Annotated in this window: 15 protein-coding genes; 9 read left to right on the forward strand and 6 right to left on the reverse strand. The window is 73.6% G+C overall.

What is annotated here, in order from left to right; genetic code table 11:
* The first annotated feature begins 465 nt into the window (after positions 1-465).
* Positions 466-3,273 carry an aconitate hydratase gene (locus NH602_RS15145; RefSeq protein ID WP_253068139.1) on the forward strand — a complete coding sequence of 936 codons (2,808 nt, stop codon included), beginning with the start codon at positions 466-468 and terminating at the stop codon, positions 3,271-3,273.
* A gap of 77 nt (positions 3,274-3,350) precedes the next feature.
* On the opposite strand, the gene NH602_RS15150 is transcribed toward NH602_RS15145, so the two are convergent.
* Positions 3,351-4,100, reverse strand: a complete 750-nt coding sequence (locus tag NH602_RS15150; protein WP_179762711.1) for an IclR family transcriptional regulator — start codon at positions 4,098-4,100, stop codon at positions 3,351-3,353.
* A gap of 118 nt (positions 4,101-4,218) precedes the next feature.
* Here NH602_RS15150 and NH602_RS15155 point away from each other — a divergent pair, with 118 nt between their 5' ends.
* The 8 genes from NH602_RS15155 to NH602_RS15190 all read left to right on the forward strand — a co-directional run bounded on the left by NH602_RS15155 (position 4,219) and on the right by NH602_RS15190 (position 12,542).
* Positions 4,219-5,502 carry an SLC13 family permease gene (locus NH602_RS15155; protein WP_253068140.1) on the forward strand — a complete coding sequence of 428 codons (1,284 nt, stop codon included), beginning with the start codon at positions 4,219-4,221 and terminating at the stop codon, positions 5,500-5,502.
* Positions 5,503-5,527: 25 nt separating this feature from the next.
* On the forward strand, positions 5,528-6,919 hold the full coding sequence (locus tag NH602_RS15160) for an acyl-CoA synthetase (protein WP_253068141.1): 1,392 nt from the start codon (positions 5,528-5,530) through the stop codon (positions 6,917-6,919).
* A gap of 33 nt (positions 6,920-6,952) precedes the next feature.
* Positions 6,953-8,347: a glutamate decarboxylase gene (locus NH602_RS15165; RefSeq protein WP_179762708.1), complete on the forward strand. Its 1,395-nt coding sequence runs from the start codon at positions 6,953-6,955 to the stop codon at positions 8,345-8,347.
* Complete coding sequence (locus tag NH602_RS15170; RefSeq protein ID WP_179762707.1) at positions 8,344-9,219, forward strand: carbohydrate ABC transporter permease; 876 nt, start codon at positions 8,344-8,346, stop codon at positions 9,217-9,219. The genes NH602_RS15165 and NH602_RS15170 overlap by 4 nt, the downstream gene beginning before the upstream one ends.
* Positions 9,216-10,043: a carbohydrate ABC transporter permease gene (locus NH602_RS15175; RefSeq protein ID WP_253068142.1), complete on the forward strand. Its 828-nt coding sequence runs from the start codon at positions 9,216-9,218 to the stop codon at positions 10,041-10,043. Before NH602_RS15170 ends, NH602_RS15175 begins: the two co-directional genes overlap by 4 nt.
* An 8-nt stretch (positions 10,044-10,051) precedes the next feature.
* Positions 10,052-11,350, forward strand: coding sequence for an extracellular solute-binding protein (locus tag NH602_RS15180; protein WP_253068143.1), 1,299 nt, complete (start codon positions 10,052-10,054; stop codon positions 11,348-11,350).
* 126 nt (positions 11,351-11,476) lie between these two features.
* Entirely contained in the window at positions 11,477-11,863 is a 387-nt protein-coding gene (locus tag NH602_RS15185) for a VOC family protein (protein ID WP_253068144.1), read from the forward strand.
* Positions 11,856-12,542, forward strand: a complete 687-nt coding sequence (locus NH602_RS15190) for a CoA pyrophosphatase (RefSeq protein ID WP_253068145.1) — start codon at positions 11,856-11,858, stop codon at positions 12,540-12,542. Before NH602_RS15185 ends, NH602_RS15190 begins: the two co-directional genes overlap by 8 nt.
* 23 nt (positions 12,543-12,565) lie before the next feature.
* On the opposite strand, the gene NH602_RS15195 is transcribed toward NH602_RS15190, so the two are convergent.
* The 5 genes from NH602_RS15195 to NH602_RS15215 form a co-directional block, all read right to left on the reverse strand.
* A complete protein-coding gene (locus tag NH602_RS15195; protein ID WP_253068146.1) occupies positions 12,566-13,858 on the reverse strand; it encodes an HNH endonuclease signature motif containing protein in 1,293 nt (430 codons plus the stop codon).
* 82 nt (positions 13,859-13,940) lie between these two features.
* Positions 13,941-14,477 (reverse strand): hypothetical protein, encoded by a 537-nt coding sequence (locus NH602_RS15200; protein ID WP_253068147.1) that lies wholly within the window; start codon positions 14,475-14,477, stop codon positions 13,941-13,943.
* A 138-nt stretch (positions 14,478-14,615) separates the two neighbouring features.
* Positions 14,616-15,137 carry a hypothetical protein gene (locus tag NH602_RS15205; protein ID WP_157818211.1) on the reverse strand — a complete coding sequence of 174 codons (522 nt, stop codon included), beginning with the start codon at positions 15,135-15,137 and terminating at the stop codon, positions 14,616-14,618.
* A gap of 80 nt (positions 15,138-15,217) precedes the next feature.
* Positions 15,218-16,393: a Cmx/CmrA family chloramphenicol efflux MFS transporter gene (locus NH602_RS15210; protein WP_253068148.1), complete on the reverse strand. Its 1,176-nt coding sequence runs from the start codon at positions 16,391-16,393 to the stop codon at positions 15,218-15,220.
* A gap of 189 nt (positions 16,394-16,582) precedes the next feature.
* On the reverse strand, positions 16,583-17,761 hold a 1,179-nt coding region (locus tag NH602_RS15215; protein ID WP_308292845.1), incomplete at its 5' end, for a reverse transcriptase family protein.

Here is a 17,761-nt window from a genome sequence, read left to right on the forward strand (position 1 = left end):
GGGGGCGGCGGCTGGGCCGGGAGCACCGCGGCGGCGGGCACGACGACGGTCGCGGCCGCGCCCACCCCGGGCGAGGCCAGCGCGACCGCGACGAGCACGGCCACCACGACGAGGGTCGCCGACGGCTGGCGCGTCACGGGGAGGTCCTTCCATGGGCGGGCGGGATCGACGGGGAATCGACTGGGAACAGTGCCACTCGTGTCACCCGAACCCCGTGCGACACACCGGACCCGTCCACCGCACGGGGGACGCCACCCGCGCGACGGCGCCGCGACCCCGGCCACACCCGCCTCGCCAGGCTTATAGGACAGGCGTACTATTTGCGGTACGAGGGTCCGCGCTGCTGCCGGCACGGCGGTGCGCGAGACTCCGGCACGACGCAGGTGAGCACCCCCGGCCCGCGGGGCGGGGCGTGTTCATCGCACCGGACATAGCGACCGCCCACCACCACGGGAGGACCACCAAGTGGCCAGCACCGACAGCTTCGGCGCCCGAGGACAGCTCGACGTCGGGGGCACCGGTTACGAGATCTTCCGGCTCTCCGCGGTGGAGGGCTCGAAGCGCCTGCCGTTCAGTCTGAAGGTCCTGCTCGAGAACCTGCTCCGCACCGAGGACGGTGCGAACGTCACGGCGGACCACATCACCGCCCTGGCGAACTGGGACCCGCAGGCCGACCCGGACACCGAGATCCAGTTCACCCCCGCCCGGGTGATCATGCAGGACTTCACCGGCGTGCCCTGCGTCGTCGACCTGGCGACCATGCGCGAGGCCGTGACCGAGATGGGCGGCGACCCGTCCAAGGTCAACCCGCTCGCGCCCGCCGAGCTGGTCATCGACCACTCGGTCATGATCGACTTCTTCGGCACCGCGGACGCGTTCGAGAAGAACATCGAGTTCGAGTACGGGCGCAACAAGGAGCGCTACCAGTTCCTGCGCTGGGGCCAGGGCGCCTTCGACGAGTTCAAGGTCGTCCCGCCCGGCACCGGCATCGTGCACCAGGTCAACATCGAGAACCTGGCGCGCGTGGTCATGCCCCGCAACGGTCAGGCCTACCCGGACACCCTGGTCGGCACCGACTCCCACACCACCATGGTCAACGGCCTGGGTGTGCTGGGCTGGGGCGTCGGCGGCATCGAGGCCGAGGCCGCGATGCTCGGCCAGCCGGTCTCGATGCTCATCCCCCAGGTGCTCGGCTTCAAGCTGACCGGCGAGATCCCGACCGGCGTCACCGCCACCGACGTGGTGCTCACGATCACCGAGATGCTGCGTCGCCAGGGCGTCGTCGGCAAGTTCGTCGAGTTCTACGGCGCCGGCGTCGGCGCGGTGCCGCTGGCCAACCGCGCCACCATCGGCAACATGAGCCCGGAGTTCGGCTCGACCGCGGCGATCTTCCCGATCGACGAGGAGACCGTCCGCTACCTGAAGCTCACCGGCCGCTCCGCCGAGCAGATCGCGCTGGTCGAGGCCTACGCCAAGGAGCAGGGCCTCTGGCACGACCCGGACCACGAGCCGGTCTTCTCCGAGACCCTCGAGCTCGACCTCTCGACGGTCGTCCCGTCGATCGCCGGCCCGAAGCGCCCGCAGGACCGCATCGAGCTGACCGACGCCAAGCCGGCGTTCCGCAAGACCGTGCACGACTACACCGACGACGACGTGGCCCCCAGCCCGCTCGCCGGCGTCGACGAGTCGTCGAACGAGTCCTTCCCGGCCAGCGACGCCCCGGCGCTCTCCTTCGCCGACGACGACGCCGCGCCGGTCGTCATGTCGGCCGCGGACGGCTGCGAGGGCCGCCCGTCCAAGCCGGTCACCGTGAAGTCCGACTCGCGCGGTGAGTTCGTGCTCGACCACGGCGCCGTGGTGATCGCCTCGATCACCTCCTGCACCAACACCTCGAACCCCAGCGTCATGCTCGGCGCGGCGCTGCTGGCCAAGAACGCCGTCGAGAAGGGCCTGACCACCAAGCCGTGGGTCAAGACCTCGATGGCCCCGGGCAGCCAGGTCGTCACCGACTACTACGAGAAGGCCGGTCTCTGGCCCTACCTCGACAAGCTCGGCTACAACCTGGTCGGCTACGGCTGCACCACCTGCATCGGCAACTCCGGCCCGCTGCCCGAGGAGATCTCGGCGGCGGTCAACGACAACGACCTCACCGTCGTCTCGGTGCTCTCGGGCAACCGGAACTTCGAGGGCCGGATCAACCCCGACGTCAAGATGAACTACCTGGCGTCGCCGCCGCTGGTCATCGCCTACGCGCTGGCCGGGACGATGGACTTCGACTTCGAGAGCCAGCCCTTGGGGCAGGACTCCGAGGGCAACGACGTCTTCCTGCGCGACATCTGGCCCTCGACCGAGGACATCAACGACGTCGTCGACTCCTCCATCACCTCGGAGATGTTCACCAAGAGCTACTCCGACGTGTTCCGCGGCGACGACCGCTGGCGCGCGCTGCCCACCCCCGAGGGCCGGACCTTCGAGTGGGACCAGCAGTCCACCTACGTCCGCAAGCCCCCGTACTTCGAGGGCATGAAGGGCGAGCCGGACCCGGTCACCGACATCTCCGGCGCCCGTGTGCTCGCGCTGCTCGGCGACTCGGTCACCACCGACCACATCTCGCCGGCCGGTGCGATCAAGCCGGGCACCCCGGCCGCGGAGTACCTGGACTCCCACGGCATCGAGAAGAAGGACTACAACTCCTTCGGTTCGCGGCGCGGCAACCACGAGGTGATGATCCGCGGCACGTTCGCGAACATCCGGCTGCGCAACCAGCTCCTCGACGACGTCTCGGGTGGCTACACCCGCGACTTCACCCAGGACGGGGCGCCGCAGTCGTTCATCTACGACGCCGCGCAGAACTACGCCGCGCAGGGCACCCCGCTGGTCGTGCTGGGCGGCAAGGAGTACGGCTCCGGCTCCTCGCGTGACTGGGCGGCCAAGGGCACCGCGCTGCTGGGCGTGCGTGCCGTCATCGTCGAGTCCTTCGAGCGGATCCACCGTTCGAACCTGATCGGCATGGGCGTCGTCCCGCTGCAGTTCCCGGACGGCGAGTCGGCGACGAGCCTCGGGCTCGACGGCACCGAGACCTTCGACATCGCCGGCATCACCGAGCTGAACGACGAGAAGACCCCGAAGTCGGTGCACGTGACCGCGACGAAGGACTCCGGCGAGACCGTCGAGTTCGACGCGAAGGTCCGCATCGACACCCCCGGTGAGGCTGACTACTACCGCAACGGCGGCATCCTGCAGTACGTCCTGCGGGGCATGCTGAAGAGCTGACGCGCACAGCACCCACCACCACACGGAGCCCGTCCCCTCACCGAGGGGGCGGGCTCCGTCGTTCCTGCGGGTCGTTCCTACGGGCGGGCCCCCAGGTCGCGGGAGATGCGCCGGGCGGCGTCGGCGGCGGCGCGGCCGTGGTCGTCGAAGACCTCCTCGGACATGCGCACCGTGGGGCCGGACACCGACAGCGCCCCGACCGGACGGCCGTCGGGACCGAGGACGGGGGCGCCGACCGCGGCGATGCCGTCGGAGAGCCCCTCGGGGTTGACCGACCACCCGCGCTCACGCACCTCGGCGATCCGGGCCCGCAGCAGGTCGGGGTCGACGACGGTGTGCCGGGTGGAGGGTTCCAGCGGGCCGGCGAGGTAGGCGTCGACCTCCGCCGGGGTGCAGGCGGCGAGGTAGGCCTGGCCGGTGGCCGAGGCGTGCAGCGGGATGCGGTGGCCCAACGGCAGGAACGCGCGCAGCCGGTGCGCGGTGTCGAGCCGTTCGAGCAGGACCAGCTCGCGGCCGTCCGGGGCGGCCAGGTGCACGGTCTCCCCCGTCGCGAGCTGCAGCTCGTGCAGCACCGGGACCGCCACCGCCCGCAGGCCGCCGGCGTCGCGGGCCTGGTTGCCGACGGCGAACGCACGGTAGGTGAGCCGCCAGCGTGCGGTGTCGTCGGTGACGCACCACCCGACCTCGGCGAGCGTGCGCAGGGTGCGCTGCACGGTGCTCTTGGGCAACGCGACCGCCCGGGCCAGGTCCGACAGCCCGACGGGCTGACGCTCCCCCACCGCCTCCAGGACGCGGACCGCGGTCACCACGCTGTTCGTCGGAGCCATCGTCGGTGTTGACCTTCCCCGTTCGGGCGACCTAGTGTCCGCTCCAGGCGGTCCACTGTGCGCACCACTGTGCCACTGGGTGGACCGATACGACAAGCGCGTACCAACGGGGGTAGGCATGGCGGTGCAGGTCATCACGCTGGTGGTGTTCGCGGCGGTCTTCGTGATCGCCGAGGTCCGCCGGTCCCACATCGGGATCGTCATGTTCGCGGCCGCCGCCGGCATGGGGCTGCTCGTCGCGGGCCTGCCGCTCGACGACATCGTCGCGGGCTTCCCGGTCGACATCCTGGTCCTGCTGGTCGGGGTGACCTTCTTCTTCGGGATCGCGAAGTCCAACGGCACCATCGGCCGGCTGGTGGACCGGGCGCTGGTCGTCGTCGGCGACCGGACCGCGGCGCTGCCGCTGACGTTCTTCCTGCTCACCGGTGTGGTGTCGGCGATGGGCTCGCCACTGGGCGGGCTGGTCATGGCGCCGATCGGGATGACGGTGGCGCACCGGCGCGGGATGGACCCGATGCTGATGGCGCTGGCGATCGGCACCGGGCTGTCGGCGGGCGGGTTCGCGCCGACGTCGCTGTTCGGGATCGTCACCTGGGGGACGGCGTCGGCGGCGGGCATCGCCCTCAACCCGCTGACCCTGTTCGCGGTCGCGATCATCGCGAACCTGGTGCTGCTGGGCGCGTCCTACCTGATGTTCTCCGCCCGCAGCCGCGTCCCGGTCACGACGGGCGGCGGCGCCGGGCCCGAGGTGCCCGGTGAGGACGAGCCCCCGGCCCGCGAGCCGTTCCGCGTGACGCACTGGATCACCGTCGTCGCGATGCTCGGCCTGGTCGCGGCGGTCGTCGTGCTGGCGGTGCTCGGCGCCGAGCCCGACGTCGGGGTGCTGGCCTTCGCCTTCGGCGCGGCGCTCACCCTGATCGACCCGGACAGCGGCCGCGGCGCCCTGAAGGAGATCGACTGGTCCACCGTCCTGCTGGTCGGCGGGATCATCACCTACGTCGGTGTGCTGCAGGAGATCGGCTCGGTCGACCTGCTGGGTGACCTCGCCGCGAGCCTCACCGTCCCGCTGCTCGCCGCCCTGGTGGTCTGCGCGGTGTGCGGGCTGGTGTCGGCGTTCGCGTCGACCACCGGCATCCTCGCCGCACTGGTGCCGCTGGCGATCCCGCTGGTCCAGCAGGGCGGGATCCCGGGCTGGGCGCTGATCTGCGCGCTGGGGGTCTGCTCGTCCATCGTGGACGTGTCACCCTTCTCGACGGTGGGTGCGACGCTGGTCGCCACCACCGTCGACGAGCAGGAACGTCCCCGCATGACCGCGCTGCTGACCCGCTGGGGCCTGTCCATGGTCGTCATCGGCCCGATCGCGCTGGTGGGAGCCCTCGTGCTGCCCGCCATGGCGGTCTGACCCCGTCACCACCAGGAGAACGACGTTGTTCCTCACCTCGCTCACCGACAGCCACGACCTCGACCGCGCCGTCACCGTCGGCGACGACGTGCTCTCGCGCGCCGAGCTCGTCGACCGGGCGGGCCGGTTCGCCGCCGGCATCCCCGGCGACGGCCCGGTCGCCGTGCACGCGACCGCCTCGATCGACACCGTCGTCGCCGTCACCGGCGCGATCCTCGCCGGCGTGCCGGTCGTGCCCGTGCCGCCGGATTCCGGGCCCGCCGAGCGCGGCCACGTCCTCACCGACTCCGGCGCCACCGCCTGGGCCGGGGAACGCCCCGACGACGTCGACCTCCCCGTGGTCCTACCGGGGGCGCAGCCGATCGGCCCGCGCCCGGTCGACCCCGCCGCCACCGCGATGCTGCTCTACACCTCCGGCACCACCGGACGCCCCAAGGGCGCCCAGCTCTCCGGCGCCGCGATCGCCGCCGGCCTCGACGCCCTCTACGAGGTCTGGGACTGGACCCCCGACGACACCGTCGCCCACGGCCTGCCCCTGTTCCACGTCCACGGCCTGATCCTCGGCGTCCTCGGATCACTGCGCCGCGGCTCCCGCGTCGTGCACACCGTGAAGCCGCAGCCCGCCCGCTACGCCGCGGTCGGGGCGTCGATGTACTTCGGGGTGCCGACGGTGTGGAACCGCATCGTCGACGAACCCGACGCCGCCCGCGCCCTGTCCCGCGCCCGGCTGCTGGTGTCGGGCAGCGCGCCCCTGCCCGCATCGCTGTTCGACCGGATCGCCGCGCTCACCGGGCAGGCGCCGGTGGAGCGCTACGGCATGACCGAAACCATGATCACCCTGTCCGCGCACGCCTCCGGAGAACGCCGCGCCGGCTGGGTCGGACTCCCCGTCCCCGGCGCCGAGACCCGCCTGCTCCCCGCCACCGACGACCCGACCGACGCCGACACCGTCCCCGACGACGGCGAGACCGTCGGCCGCCTGCAGGTCCGCGGCCCCATGCTGTTCGACGGCTACCTGAACCGCCCGGACGCGAACGACGAGTGCTGGGCCGGCGAGGGCTGGTTCCGCACCGGTGACCTCGCCGTCCGCGACGCGGGCGGGTTCCACCGCATCGTCGGCCGCGAGTCCACCGACCTGATCAAGTCCGGCGGCTACCGCATCGGGTCCGGCGAGATCGAGGCCGTCCTGCTCGACCACCCCGCCGTGTCCGAGGTCGCCGTCGTCGGCGTCCCCGACCCCGACCTCGGCCAGAGGATCGTCGCCTACGTCGTCGGCGACGGCCACGACGCCCAGGTCCTCATCGACCACGTCGCCGGGCAGCTGTCCTGGCACAAGCGGCCGCGCGAGGTCGTGTTCCTCGACGGCCTGCCCCGCAACCCGATGGGCAAGGTCCAGAAGAAGCTGCTGGGAACCTGAGCGGACCGGGCCGTCCGGTTCTAGGTTCGGATCATGCCCGGTGCGCACTCACCCTCGGAGGACCGCGGCGACGACCGCGCGGTCCCGGTCAACCCGGTCTTCGCCGCGGAGCCCGTCGACATCCCCCGCTTCCGCATCCCCGGCGCCGGGATGCACCCGGAGGTCGCCTACCAGGTCGTGCACGACGAGCTGATGCTCGACGGGAACGCCCGGCTGAACCTCGCCACGTTCGTCACGACCTGGGCGGAGCCCCAGGCCGAGCGGCTGATGGCCGAGTCCTTCGACAAGAACATGATCGACAAGGACGAGTACCCGCGGACCGCGGACCTGGAGCAGCGGTGCGTGCGGATGCTCGCCGACCTGTGGCACGCCCCCGACCCGGGGCGGGCCGTCGGCTGTTCGACGACGGGCTCGTCGGAGGCGTGCATGCTCGGCGGGCTGGCGCTCAAGCGGCGCTGGCAGCACCGGCGGAAGGCGGCGGATCTCCCGACCGACCGCCCGAACATCGTGATGGGCGCGAACGTCCAGATCTGCTGGGACAAGTTCGCGAACTACTGGGACGTGGAGCCGCGGCTGGTCCCGATGGAGGGCGACCGGCTGCACCTGGGCGTCGACGAGGCCGTCGCGCTGTGCGACGAGAACACCATCGGCGTCGTCGCGATCCTGGGGTCCACCTTCGACGGCAGTTACGAGCCGGTCGCGCAGCTGTGCGCGGCGCTCGACGACCTGCAGTCCCGCACCGGGCTGGACGTGCCGGTGCACGTCGACGGCGCGTCCGGGGCGATGGTCGCGCCGTTCTGCGACCCGGACCTGGAGTGGGACTTCCGGCTGCCGCGGGTGGCGTCGATCAACACCTCCGGCCACAAGTACGGCCTGGTGCACCCGGGCGTCGGGTGGGCGGTGTGGCGCGACACCGACGCGCTGCCCGAGGACCTGGTGTTCCGGGTGAACTACCTCGGCGGTGACATGCCGACGTTCGCGCTGAACTTCTCCCGCCCCGGCGGCCAGGTGATCGCCCAGTACTACAACTTCCTGCGGCTGGGGCACGAGGGCTACGCCCGGGTGCAGGGCACCTGCCGGGAGATCGCGACCGGGCTGGCCCGGCGGATCGAGGCGACGGGCGCGTTCCGGCTGCTCACCGACGGCTCGCAGTTGCCGGTGTTCGCGTTCACCGTCGCCGACGGCGAGCCGTTCTCGGTGTTCGACGTGTCGGCGGGTCTGCGCGAGACGGGGTGGCTGGTCCCGGCGTACACGTTCCCGGAGAACCGGGAGGACCTGGCGGCGCTGCGGATCGTGGTCCGCAACGGGTTCAGTCACGACCTGGCCGCGCTGCTGCTCGACGACCTGACGCGGGTGCTGGAGCGGCTGCGCCGCCAGGCCGGTCCCGTCCGCGGGAGCGAGGCCGCGGGCTTCGCCCACGGGACGTGAGCCGGTCCCGGCGGGACACCCGCACCGCGTACCTGCTGCTGGCCCCCAGCCTGGTGGGCGTGCTGCTGTTCCTGCTGGTCCCGGTGCTGATCGTGCTGGGGCTGGCGCTGTTCCGGTGGGATCTGGTCGGGCCGCGGACCTTCGTCGGGCTGGACAACGTCGCCGCGGTCGCCGCGGACGGCCGGTTCGCGCGGTCCCTGCTGGTGACGGCGTTCTTCGTACTCATCGTCATCCCGGTGCAGACCGTGCTCGGGCTGGCGGCGGCGCTGCTGCTGGACCGCGGGCTGCCCGGGACGACGGTGTTCCGGGTGGTCTTCGTGCTGCCGTGGATCTGCGCGCCGCTGGTGCTGGGCGTGGTGTGGCGGTGGATCCTGTCCCCCACCGACGGCGCGCTCAACGCGCTGCTCGGGATCCGCGTCGAGTGGCTGGCCGACCCGGCGCTGGCGCTGCCGTCGGTCGCCGCGGTGACCGCCTGGACCCAGGTCGGCTACGTCGCCCTGTTCTTCCTGGCCGGGCTGCGCGCCATCCCGGACACGATCGTGGAGGCGGCCCGGCTCGACGGGGCCTCGGCGTGGCAGCTGCTCTGGCGGATCCGGCTGCCGCTGCTGCGCCCGACACTGTTCTTCGTGCTGGTCACCGGGGTGATCTCCAGCTTCCAGGTGTTCGACTCGGTGTACGCCCTCACGCCGAACGGCGGCCCACAGGGTGTCACCGACGTCGTCGCGGGGCGGATCTACTACGAGGCGTTCGAGAACCGCGCGGTCGGGCAGGCCGCGGTGATGGCGGTGGTGTTGTTCGTGATCCTGGTGGTGGTGACCGTGGCCCAGCAGCGGTGGTTCAGCCGTCGCACGACCTACGAGCTCGACACGTGAGGCGGGGCAGGCTCGTCGACGCGGCCGTGCTGGTCGCGCTGCTGGTGGGAGCGGCGGCGACGCTGGCGCCGTTCGTGCTGAGCGTGACGACGGCGCTGAAGACGACCCGGCAGTTCGCGTCGACGCCGGTGCTGTCACCGCCGGCCCCGCCCACGGTGGAGAACATCGTGACCCTGTTCGGCCGGGACTACGACTTCGTGACCCCGATCGCGGTGACCGCCCAGGTGGTGGTCGTCGTCCTGGTGGGACAGCTGCTGTTCTCGGTGCTGGCGGCGTACGCGTTCGCGCGGCTGGAGTTCCCCGGCCGGGACGCGCTGTTCTGGGTGTACCTGGGGACGCTGATGGTCCCGCAGGCGGTGACGGTGATCCCGCTGTACCTGATGATGACCGAGGTGGGGCTGCGGAACACGTTCTGGGCGCTGGTGCTGCCCTACGTGCTCGGGTCGCCGTTCGCGATCTTCCTGTTGCGTGAGCACTTCCGGACCATCCCGCAGGACCTGATCGACGCCGCCCGGCTCGACGGCGCCGGGACGGTCGGGATCCTGCGGCACGTCGTCGTGCCGGTGAGCCGGCCGATCCTCACGACGCTGGCGGTGATCACCGTGGTGACGCACTGGAACAACTTCCTGTGGCCGCTGGTCATCACCTCCGGCCGGACATGGCAGGTGATGACGGTGGCGACCGCCGGGCTGCAGACGCAGTACAACGGGAACTGGCCGGTCGTGATGGCGGCGACGACGGTGGCAATCGTCCCGCTGATCGTGCTGTTCCTGGTGTTCCAGCGCAGCGTGGTCCGCTCGATCACGATCACGGGGTTCCGGTGAGACGGCGGATGGGCGCCGCCCTGGCGCTGGTCGGGGTGCTGCTGCTGGCGGCGTGCTCGCCGGCGTCCCGTTTCGACGACGACGCCGACGGCGTCACCACGGTGACGCTGCGGCTGTGGGACACCCAGGTCGCGGCGGCCTACGAGCGCTCGTTCGCGGCGTTCTCGCGGGCCAACCCGGACATCCGGGTCGAGCTCGTGCAGGTTCCGTTCTCGGACTACTTCACCTCGCTGCCGCTGGACGTCGCGTCCGGCACCGCGACCGACATCTACTGGGTCAACTCCTCGAACTTCGGGGCGTTCGCCGACGCCGGGAGACTGATCGACGTCGGTGCCGCGCTCGCCGACCAGCGCGCCGGCTGGGTGGACGCCGCCGCCGAGCAGTACACCCGCGGCGGGACCCTGTGGGGCGTCCCGGTGGTGACCGACGGCCGGATCGCCGTGTTCTACAACAAGGACCTGGTCCGCGCCGCCGGGGTCGACCCGGCCGCGCTGCGCTGGGACCCCACCGACCCGGCCCGCGACACCCTGCTCCCCGCGGCCCGGAGGCTGACCCGCGACGCCGCCGGACGCAGCGCCGGCACGCCCGGATTCGACCCGGGCACCGTGCGCCAGTACGGCTTCAACGCCGCCCGGGACCTGCAGGCGATCTATCTCGACTTCCTCGGCTCGGCAGGCGGGCGGCTCCAGGCGCCCGACGAGACCTTCGACGTCGCGACCCCCGCGGGCGAGCAGGCGTTCGGCTACCTGGTGGACATGATCAACACCGAGCGGGTGGCGCCGTCCGCGGCGGACACGAACCAGAACCCGGACTTCAGCCGCGACCAGTTCCTGCAGGGCCGGATGGCGCTGTTCCAGAGCGGCACCTACAACCTCGCCAACATCGCCGAGGGCGCCACGTTCGAGTGGGGCGTCGCCCCCATGGTCGAGGGCCCGCGGGGCCGGGTCAGCGTGGTGTCGAGCATCGTGGCCGCCGGCAACGCCGACAGCCCGAAGCGCCCGGAGATCCTGCGGGTGCTGCGCTGGCTGGGATCTCCCGAGGGAGCCGCCCCGGTGGGCGACAGCGGCGCCGGGCTGCCCGCGGTGACGGCGGCCCAGCGGGGCTGGTTCGACCACTGGGCGCGCCGCGGCATCGACACCCGGGAGTTCGTCGCGGACGGCCCGACGACCCCGGCCCCGTCCGGCCCGAAGGTCGGCGCGGCGACGACGGCGATGGAGCCCGCGCTCGACGAGCTGTTCGCCGGCCGGGTCCCGGTCGGCCCGGGGCTGCGGGCGGCGCAGGACGTCGGCAACGCGGCCCTGCGCTGATAACCTCCGCGGTGCGCCCCCGATGGGCCCAGCCGGAAGGAGTTCTCGCCAGTCCCGCACGGGCCCGCGGGCGCAGCTCCTTCCGCAGGTCGTTCGCGTGGTCCCCGCTGTCGTCAGGAGACCCGTATGACCTGCACGTTCAACCACACGATCATCGCCACCCGGGACCGGGTGGCCTCCGCCGCGTTCTACCGGCACGTCCTGGAGGCGGCGCAGGCGCCGTCCTGGGGGCCGTTCACCAACATCGCCCTCGACGGCGGTGTCCTCGTCCAGTTCGCCGACCTGCCGCTCCACGTGGTGCCCGAGATCCAGCCGCAGCACTACGCGTTCCTCGTCGACGACGCGTTGTTCGACCGCGCGTACGCCCGGCTCGTCAAGGCCGGGACGGAGCACTGGGCCGACCCGCAGCGCACGCGTCCCGGGGAGATCAACTACGGCCACGGCGGGCGCGGGGTGTACTTCCTCGACCCGGCCGGTCACTATCTCGAGATGATCACCCGGCCGTATGTGTGACGTCGCCGCGGCCCGCCGGTGGCTCGCCGCGGCCCGGCCCGATCCCGGCCGGGCCCCCGACTGGATGGGGCCGCTGCTGCGCGGGCTGGAGCACGCCGGGCCGCGCGACATCAGCGCGAACGACCTGCCCCCCGACCACGTCGGGCCCCGGCAGTCGGCCGTTCTGGTACTGCTCGGCCAGGGCCCGGACGGCCCGGAGGTCGTGCTGCAGCGGCGGGCCCGACGACTGCGCCACCACTCCGGGGAGATCTCCTTCCCCGGGGGCCGCGCGGACCCGGGCGACACCGACCCGGCCGCGACGGCGCTGCGGGAGGCTACCGAGGAGACCGGGCTGGACCCGTCCGGTGTGGACGTCGTCGCGATGCTGCCGCGTCTGATCCTGCTGACCGGGTTCCACGTGACCGCAGTGCTCGGGCACTGGCGGACGCCGACCCGGCTGCACGCGGTCGACCCGGCCGAGACCGAGGCGGTGCTGCACGTGCCGCCGGCGGTGCTGGCCGACCCGGCGCACCGGTTCCGGCTCCGGGCCGGCGGCGGGGCCTGGCGGGGCCCCGGATTCCGGGTGGGCGGCGACGTGGTGTGGGGGTTCACCGGCGACGTCGTCGACGCGGTGCTGCGCCTGGGCGGGTGGGAGCGGCCGTGGCCGCCCGGCCCGGAGCTGGAGTGGGAGTCGCTGTGACCGCGGCGGCCCGCGTAGGCCACTCACGACGAGGCCAGGACGGCGTCGAGCAGCACCGGAGCACTGTGCCGAGGGCTTCGTGGGACGGGCAGGTCGGGCCGGTGGAGCGGGTTGCGCCGGGGCCCGCCCGGCACCCAGGGTGGTGGATGGAACACCGGGAACCCGCCGTCGATCTCGACCGCCCAGTCCCCGATGTGGATCATGCGATGGTGGTGCGGACACAGCAGCACCAGGTTCGTGAGGTCGGTGCACCCACCGTGGGCCCAGTGCACGACGTGGTGGGCCACGCACCACTGCGGCGGCGCCTCGCACCCCGGGAACGCGCACCCGCCGTCGCGCTGGGCCAGCGCCCGACGCTGCGCACGGTTCGCCAACCGCGACTCCCGGCCGACGAACAACGGCTCGCCCGTCGACGCCAGCACGATCGGCACCACCCGCGCATCACACGCCAACCGCAGAGCGCCCTGCGCCGCGATCGCCGCGGACAACCCACCCGCACCGAACCCGAGCAACCCCGCCCCGGCACCCGAGGTCAGGGTCTCCAGCGGCACCGTCACGGTCAGCGCTACCGGCAGCCCGTTCTCGACGCCGAGGTCCCCGACCGCCAGCAACCGACGGGCCAGCTCGACCAGACCGTCCCCGTTGCGCTCGGCCGTGGAGCGTTCGTCCCGTGCCTGCCCGGCGCCGTCGGGCGGGACCGGGGCGGTGAGCGGCGACAGCGCGCTGCGCAGGACCGCGGCGGACTCGGTGTCCAGCCAGCCCCGCGCCTCGAACCCCGACCCTTGCGGACGCAACGCGAGCCGGTTGCGGGTCGGTTTCGGTTCCCGCGGACGCGGCCCGTCGGGATCCAGCAGCGCGACGGCCCGCCTGCCGAGCGTGTCCACCGCATCGGGATCCAGGGTCCCGGCGTGGGCGACGAGGTCGGCCTCCAGCACCGGCCGGTGCTCGCCGAGATGCGGGGGCAGCGAGGCGAGCACCCGGATGATCACGCGCACGTGCTCGGGGGTCACCGCGCCCTGCTCGAACGCCTCCGCCAGCACCGGCAGCTCGGGGTCGACCTGGTCACCGGTGATCAGGAACAGCGGCGAGAGCTTCCGGGCGGCGTCGACCCGGGCACGGGCGGTGGACGCCCCGACGTTCTGCACCGTGCGCAGCAGGTCTGCGGTGTCCCGGAACCCCTTCGCCCCGGCCAGACCGCGGGTGGCGACCTCGGCGACGAGGGCGACCAGGGACGCGGACTCGCGCTTGATCCGTTCCTGGACGGCCGCGACCGCGACGAGAAGGTCCTCGTCGTCGGTCTTCCAGAGCTCGTCCACGCATCTGATTCTACTCGACCATGCGTTCGATGAGTGCCCGTTGAGCTGCGCGGACGGTGTACGGCGACGAGCGGCTCGGTGGTCAGCCCACGTCGGGTGCGTAGCTCGCCACGACCCATCCGCGCTCGTAGTCCATGTCCCACTCCAGATAGAGGGCGGGGCCGCCGCCGGTCGTCGTCATGAAGGCGGACACCCGGCCGGAGCCGACGACGTCGTAGTTCAGCTCGACACGCGACTCGGCGGGGATGAACGCGAGCAGGTTCGGCACCAGGGGGCGGCCAACGTTGTCCGTGGCGTCGTCGGCGCTGAGCCGGCGCATCCCGGTGGCGTCACCGGCCCGCCACGCGGTCAGGAACTCGTCGGCGCTGCGTCGCGCATGGCGTTCCTGCACCTCGGCACGGTCGACGCAGGTCCGGTCGCTGTCCGGGCCGGTCTCGCCGCGGCAGACGTCGTTCAGCTGCTGCCAGCGCGCCCAGAGCCCGTCGAGGTCCGTCCCGGCCACGGCCGACGGTGGGACGGGCGCCGGGGTCGCGGCGGGAGCCGTCGTGCGCGGGGTCTGCTCGACCGCGTCCACCCCCGTCGCCGACGCCGCGGTGGCGACCGGTGGGGGAACGACCACGGCGACCGCGGGAGGCGCGGGCGGTGCGGCGACCGGATTCGAGGCAGGCATCACGACCAACGCGGTGACCACGCCGGTCGTGAGTACGACGAGGACCCCGACCAGTGAGAGCCACCGTAGGAGCGTCGCGTGCACGGCTCAGCCCCCGCAGATCGGGTCGAGAGGGTTCTGCAGACATCTCGCCCGCTCGGCCGAGCCCACCGGGTAGCCCGCGCCCGGTTCGTACTGGCCGCGAGCGACCAGCTCGGCCGGGTCCACGTACTCGCCACTCTGCCGTCGCTGCTGCTCGAGGTACTCCCGCTGCGCCTGCTCCTTCGCGGCGTTCAGCTCGGGGCAGGCCTTGTTGGTGATGTCGTCCGGGTGTGCCGGGTCCCCGAACTCGGCGTCGGCCCACGGCTCACAGGTGTAGACCACCGGCTCCGGGACGAACGACTCCAGTGGCGCGGCGGGCACTATCCCGTCAGGGACCACCGGCGCCGGGAAGTCCCGCGTCACCGCGCTCGGCCCCGACGCCGCCGCCCGCAGGGCCGTCGGCCCGGCGATCACCGGCGCCGCCGACGCGAACGACGCGACGCAGAGCGCGGCAGCCGTCGTCGCCGGCACCACAGCGGCCAGGACGAGGCGGGGCACGGAACGGCGTGCGCGGCGGTGCAGGATCATCGCGCGGTCTCCCCGGTCGACCTCGGGGCCGCCCGACACGGCCCGTACGCCCGGTGGATCGCTCCGGACGGAGCACGTCGTTATCGTCCGGACGGCCGTTCATCGGAAGTGATGACGGGGTCCGGCACGCCGGCCGGGCGGGCGACCGAAGCCAGCATTGGCGAAGCGACCAGGGCCAGCGCCGCCGCCGTCCACACCGGACCGGTGGGCCCGGCGACGGCGAGTCCCGCACCGCCCAGCAGCGGGCCCACCGTCGCCCCGGCGTTCAGCGACGCGGTGGCGACGGCGCCGCCGAGGGTCGACGCCTCACGGGCGAGCGTCAGCGCCCGCGCGATCAGCGTCGAGCCGACCGCGAACCCGAGCGCGCCCAGCAGGCCCACCAGCGCGAGGACCGCCACCGGGTGCGCGGCACCGACGGCGAGCGCCACCCAGCCCGGCGGCAGCGCGCCGCCCGCGACGAGCAGCAGCGGACGGGTGCGGGTGTCGGCGAACCGGCCCGCGACGCCCACCCCGGCGACGGCGCCGACCCCGAACAGCAGCAGACCGGCGGGCACCGCGGGCGGGTCGCCCGCCGTCGCCAGCAGCGGGGCCAGGTAGGTGTGCGCGGCGAACGTCGAGCCGTTCACCAGAGCGCCGAGCGCGAGTGTCCGGACGACCGGGCCCCGGCGCAGCACCGTCAGCTCGGCCCGCAGACCGGGCGCGGGTGCCCGGCCGCCGTCGTCGGCCGGGACCCCGGCGACGACCCCCACCAGCGCGACGGCGGCGACCGCCGCGACCGACCAGAACGTCGCCCGCCAGCCGAACGCCTGCCCCACCAGCGCCCCGGCCGGCACGCCGGCGATCAGGGCGAGGGTCGTGCCGGACAGCAGGGTCGCGGTCGCGCGGGCGGTGCGCTGCGGGGGCACGGCGGCGACCGCGACCGACAGGGCGACGGCGAGGAACCCGGCGGTGCACAGCGCCGCGAGCACCCGGGTGACCAGCAGGACCCCGAGTCCGGGGGCCAGCGCCCCGGCGACGTGCACGGCGACGAACGCGGCGAGGAACCCCCGCAGCGCGAGCCGCGGTGGCAGCCGGCGGGCGGCGAGCGCCACGAGCGGCGCGCCGACGACCATCCCGACGGCGAACGCCGAGGTCAGCGACCCGGCGGCGAGCGGGGTGACGCCGAGGTCGGCGGCGATGTCCGGGACGAGCCCGGCGAGCATGAACTCCGAGGTGGCCTGCGCGAAGACGGCGCAGGCGAGGACGACGAGCAGCACGGTGGAACTCCGTGGGTGACGGGGTCGTGGAACGGACGCCGGTCCGGCCTCGTCACCGGGAGCGGGCAGGGGAGGTCGCCGCCACCGGTGGGGACCGGTGGCTACCGCCTGTTCGACTCCGGGCTGCTCACGGCCGTCACCGTAGCCGCCGCGCTCCCCCGGCGCCCGCCGTTTCCGCTCCCGGGCCGCTCACCAGACGATGCGGTCGAACAGCTCCCGCAGTCGCGCCGCCCGGGCCGGGCGCCCGTGCCCCACCCAGGCGATCCGTCCCAGCAGGTGCTCGCGGAAGGCCGGGTGCCCGGCCCGGTTCTGGGCGTCCGGGCCGGTACGGGCCGCGTTGTGCAGGATCGCGCGGAGCTCGTCGTGGTCGCGACGCGACGCCGCGGGCTCGCCGCCGTTCACGACGAGCCCGACGATCCGCTGGCGGTGGTGCGCGGGCATGATCCGGGTCTTGTCCGGGCGGACGCGGAAGCCCTCCTCCGCGGCGATCGCGGCCACCCGCTGCGCCAGGCCCTGCACCGGCAGTGTCGCGCCGCCGGAGAACACGAGGTCGTCGGCGTAGCGGCCGTAGGCGGCGCCGACCGCGGCGGCCAGGCCGCTCAGCCGCCGGTCCAGCCCGTAGGTGAGCAGGTTCGCCATCGTCGGCGACGACGGCGCCCCCTGCGGCAGGTGCGGTGCGGCGAGGCGGTCGAGCAGCCGCCGTCGTGGGGCGGGGTCGCCCCGGTGCGGGCAGACGCGCAGCACCCCGGGCGGGGTGGTGGTGACGAGCAGCCCGGCGACGGCGGCGGCGACGGCGGGCGGGTACCCCGCGACCCGCAGGAGTCCGGCGACCCGGCCGCCGGTGACGTGGGAGTAGAAGCCCTCCAGGTCCAGGCGCAGCACCATCGGCCGGGCCCGGTGCTCCGCGGCGAGGGTGTGCGGGCTGCGGCCGCGGACGTGGCCGTGTGCGGCCGGGTGCACCGGGATCCGGTCGAGCACGCTGCGCACGATCCGGAGCTGCAGCTCGGCGAGCCGCGGGGCGGGTGCCTCGACCAGGCGCGGCGTCCCGGAGCGCGACGGCGTCCAGTGCCGCCGGTAGTGGGTCAGCGGGCCGTCCGGGGTACGCCGCAGCCAGCCGCCGGGGTCGGCGAACCAGGCGAGCTCGCCGTCGTCGAGGTGCAGGGCGGCGGCCAGGGCGGGCAGGTCCGTCCAGCGCGGCACCGGCAGGCGCCACACCGGGTCGGGCTGGACGACCGGCCGGTGCCTGCGCGGCCCCGCCAGCAGCGCGGCGACCTCGGCCTCGACACCGGCCGGGGATCCACGCGGGGCGCGGCGCCGCCGGGCGACGAGGGCGCCCACGACGCCGGCCAGCTCGTCGGGGCCCGACCA

The sequence above is a fragment of the Pseudonocardia sp. McavD-2-B genome, assembly GCF_024124365.1.
Lineage (GTDB): Bacteria > Actinomycetota > Actinomycetes > Mycobacteriales > Pseudonocardiaceae > Pseudonocardia > Pseudonocardia alni.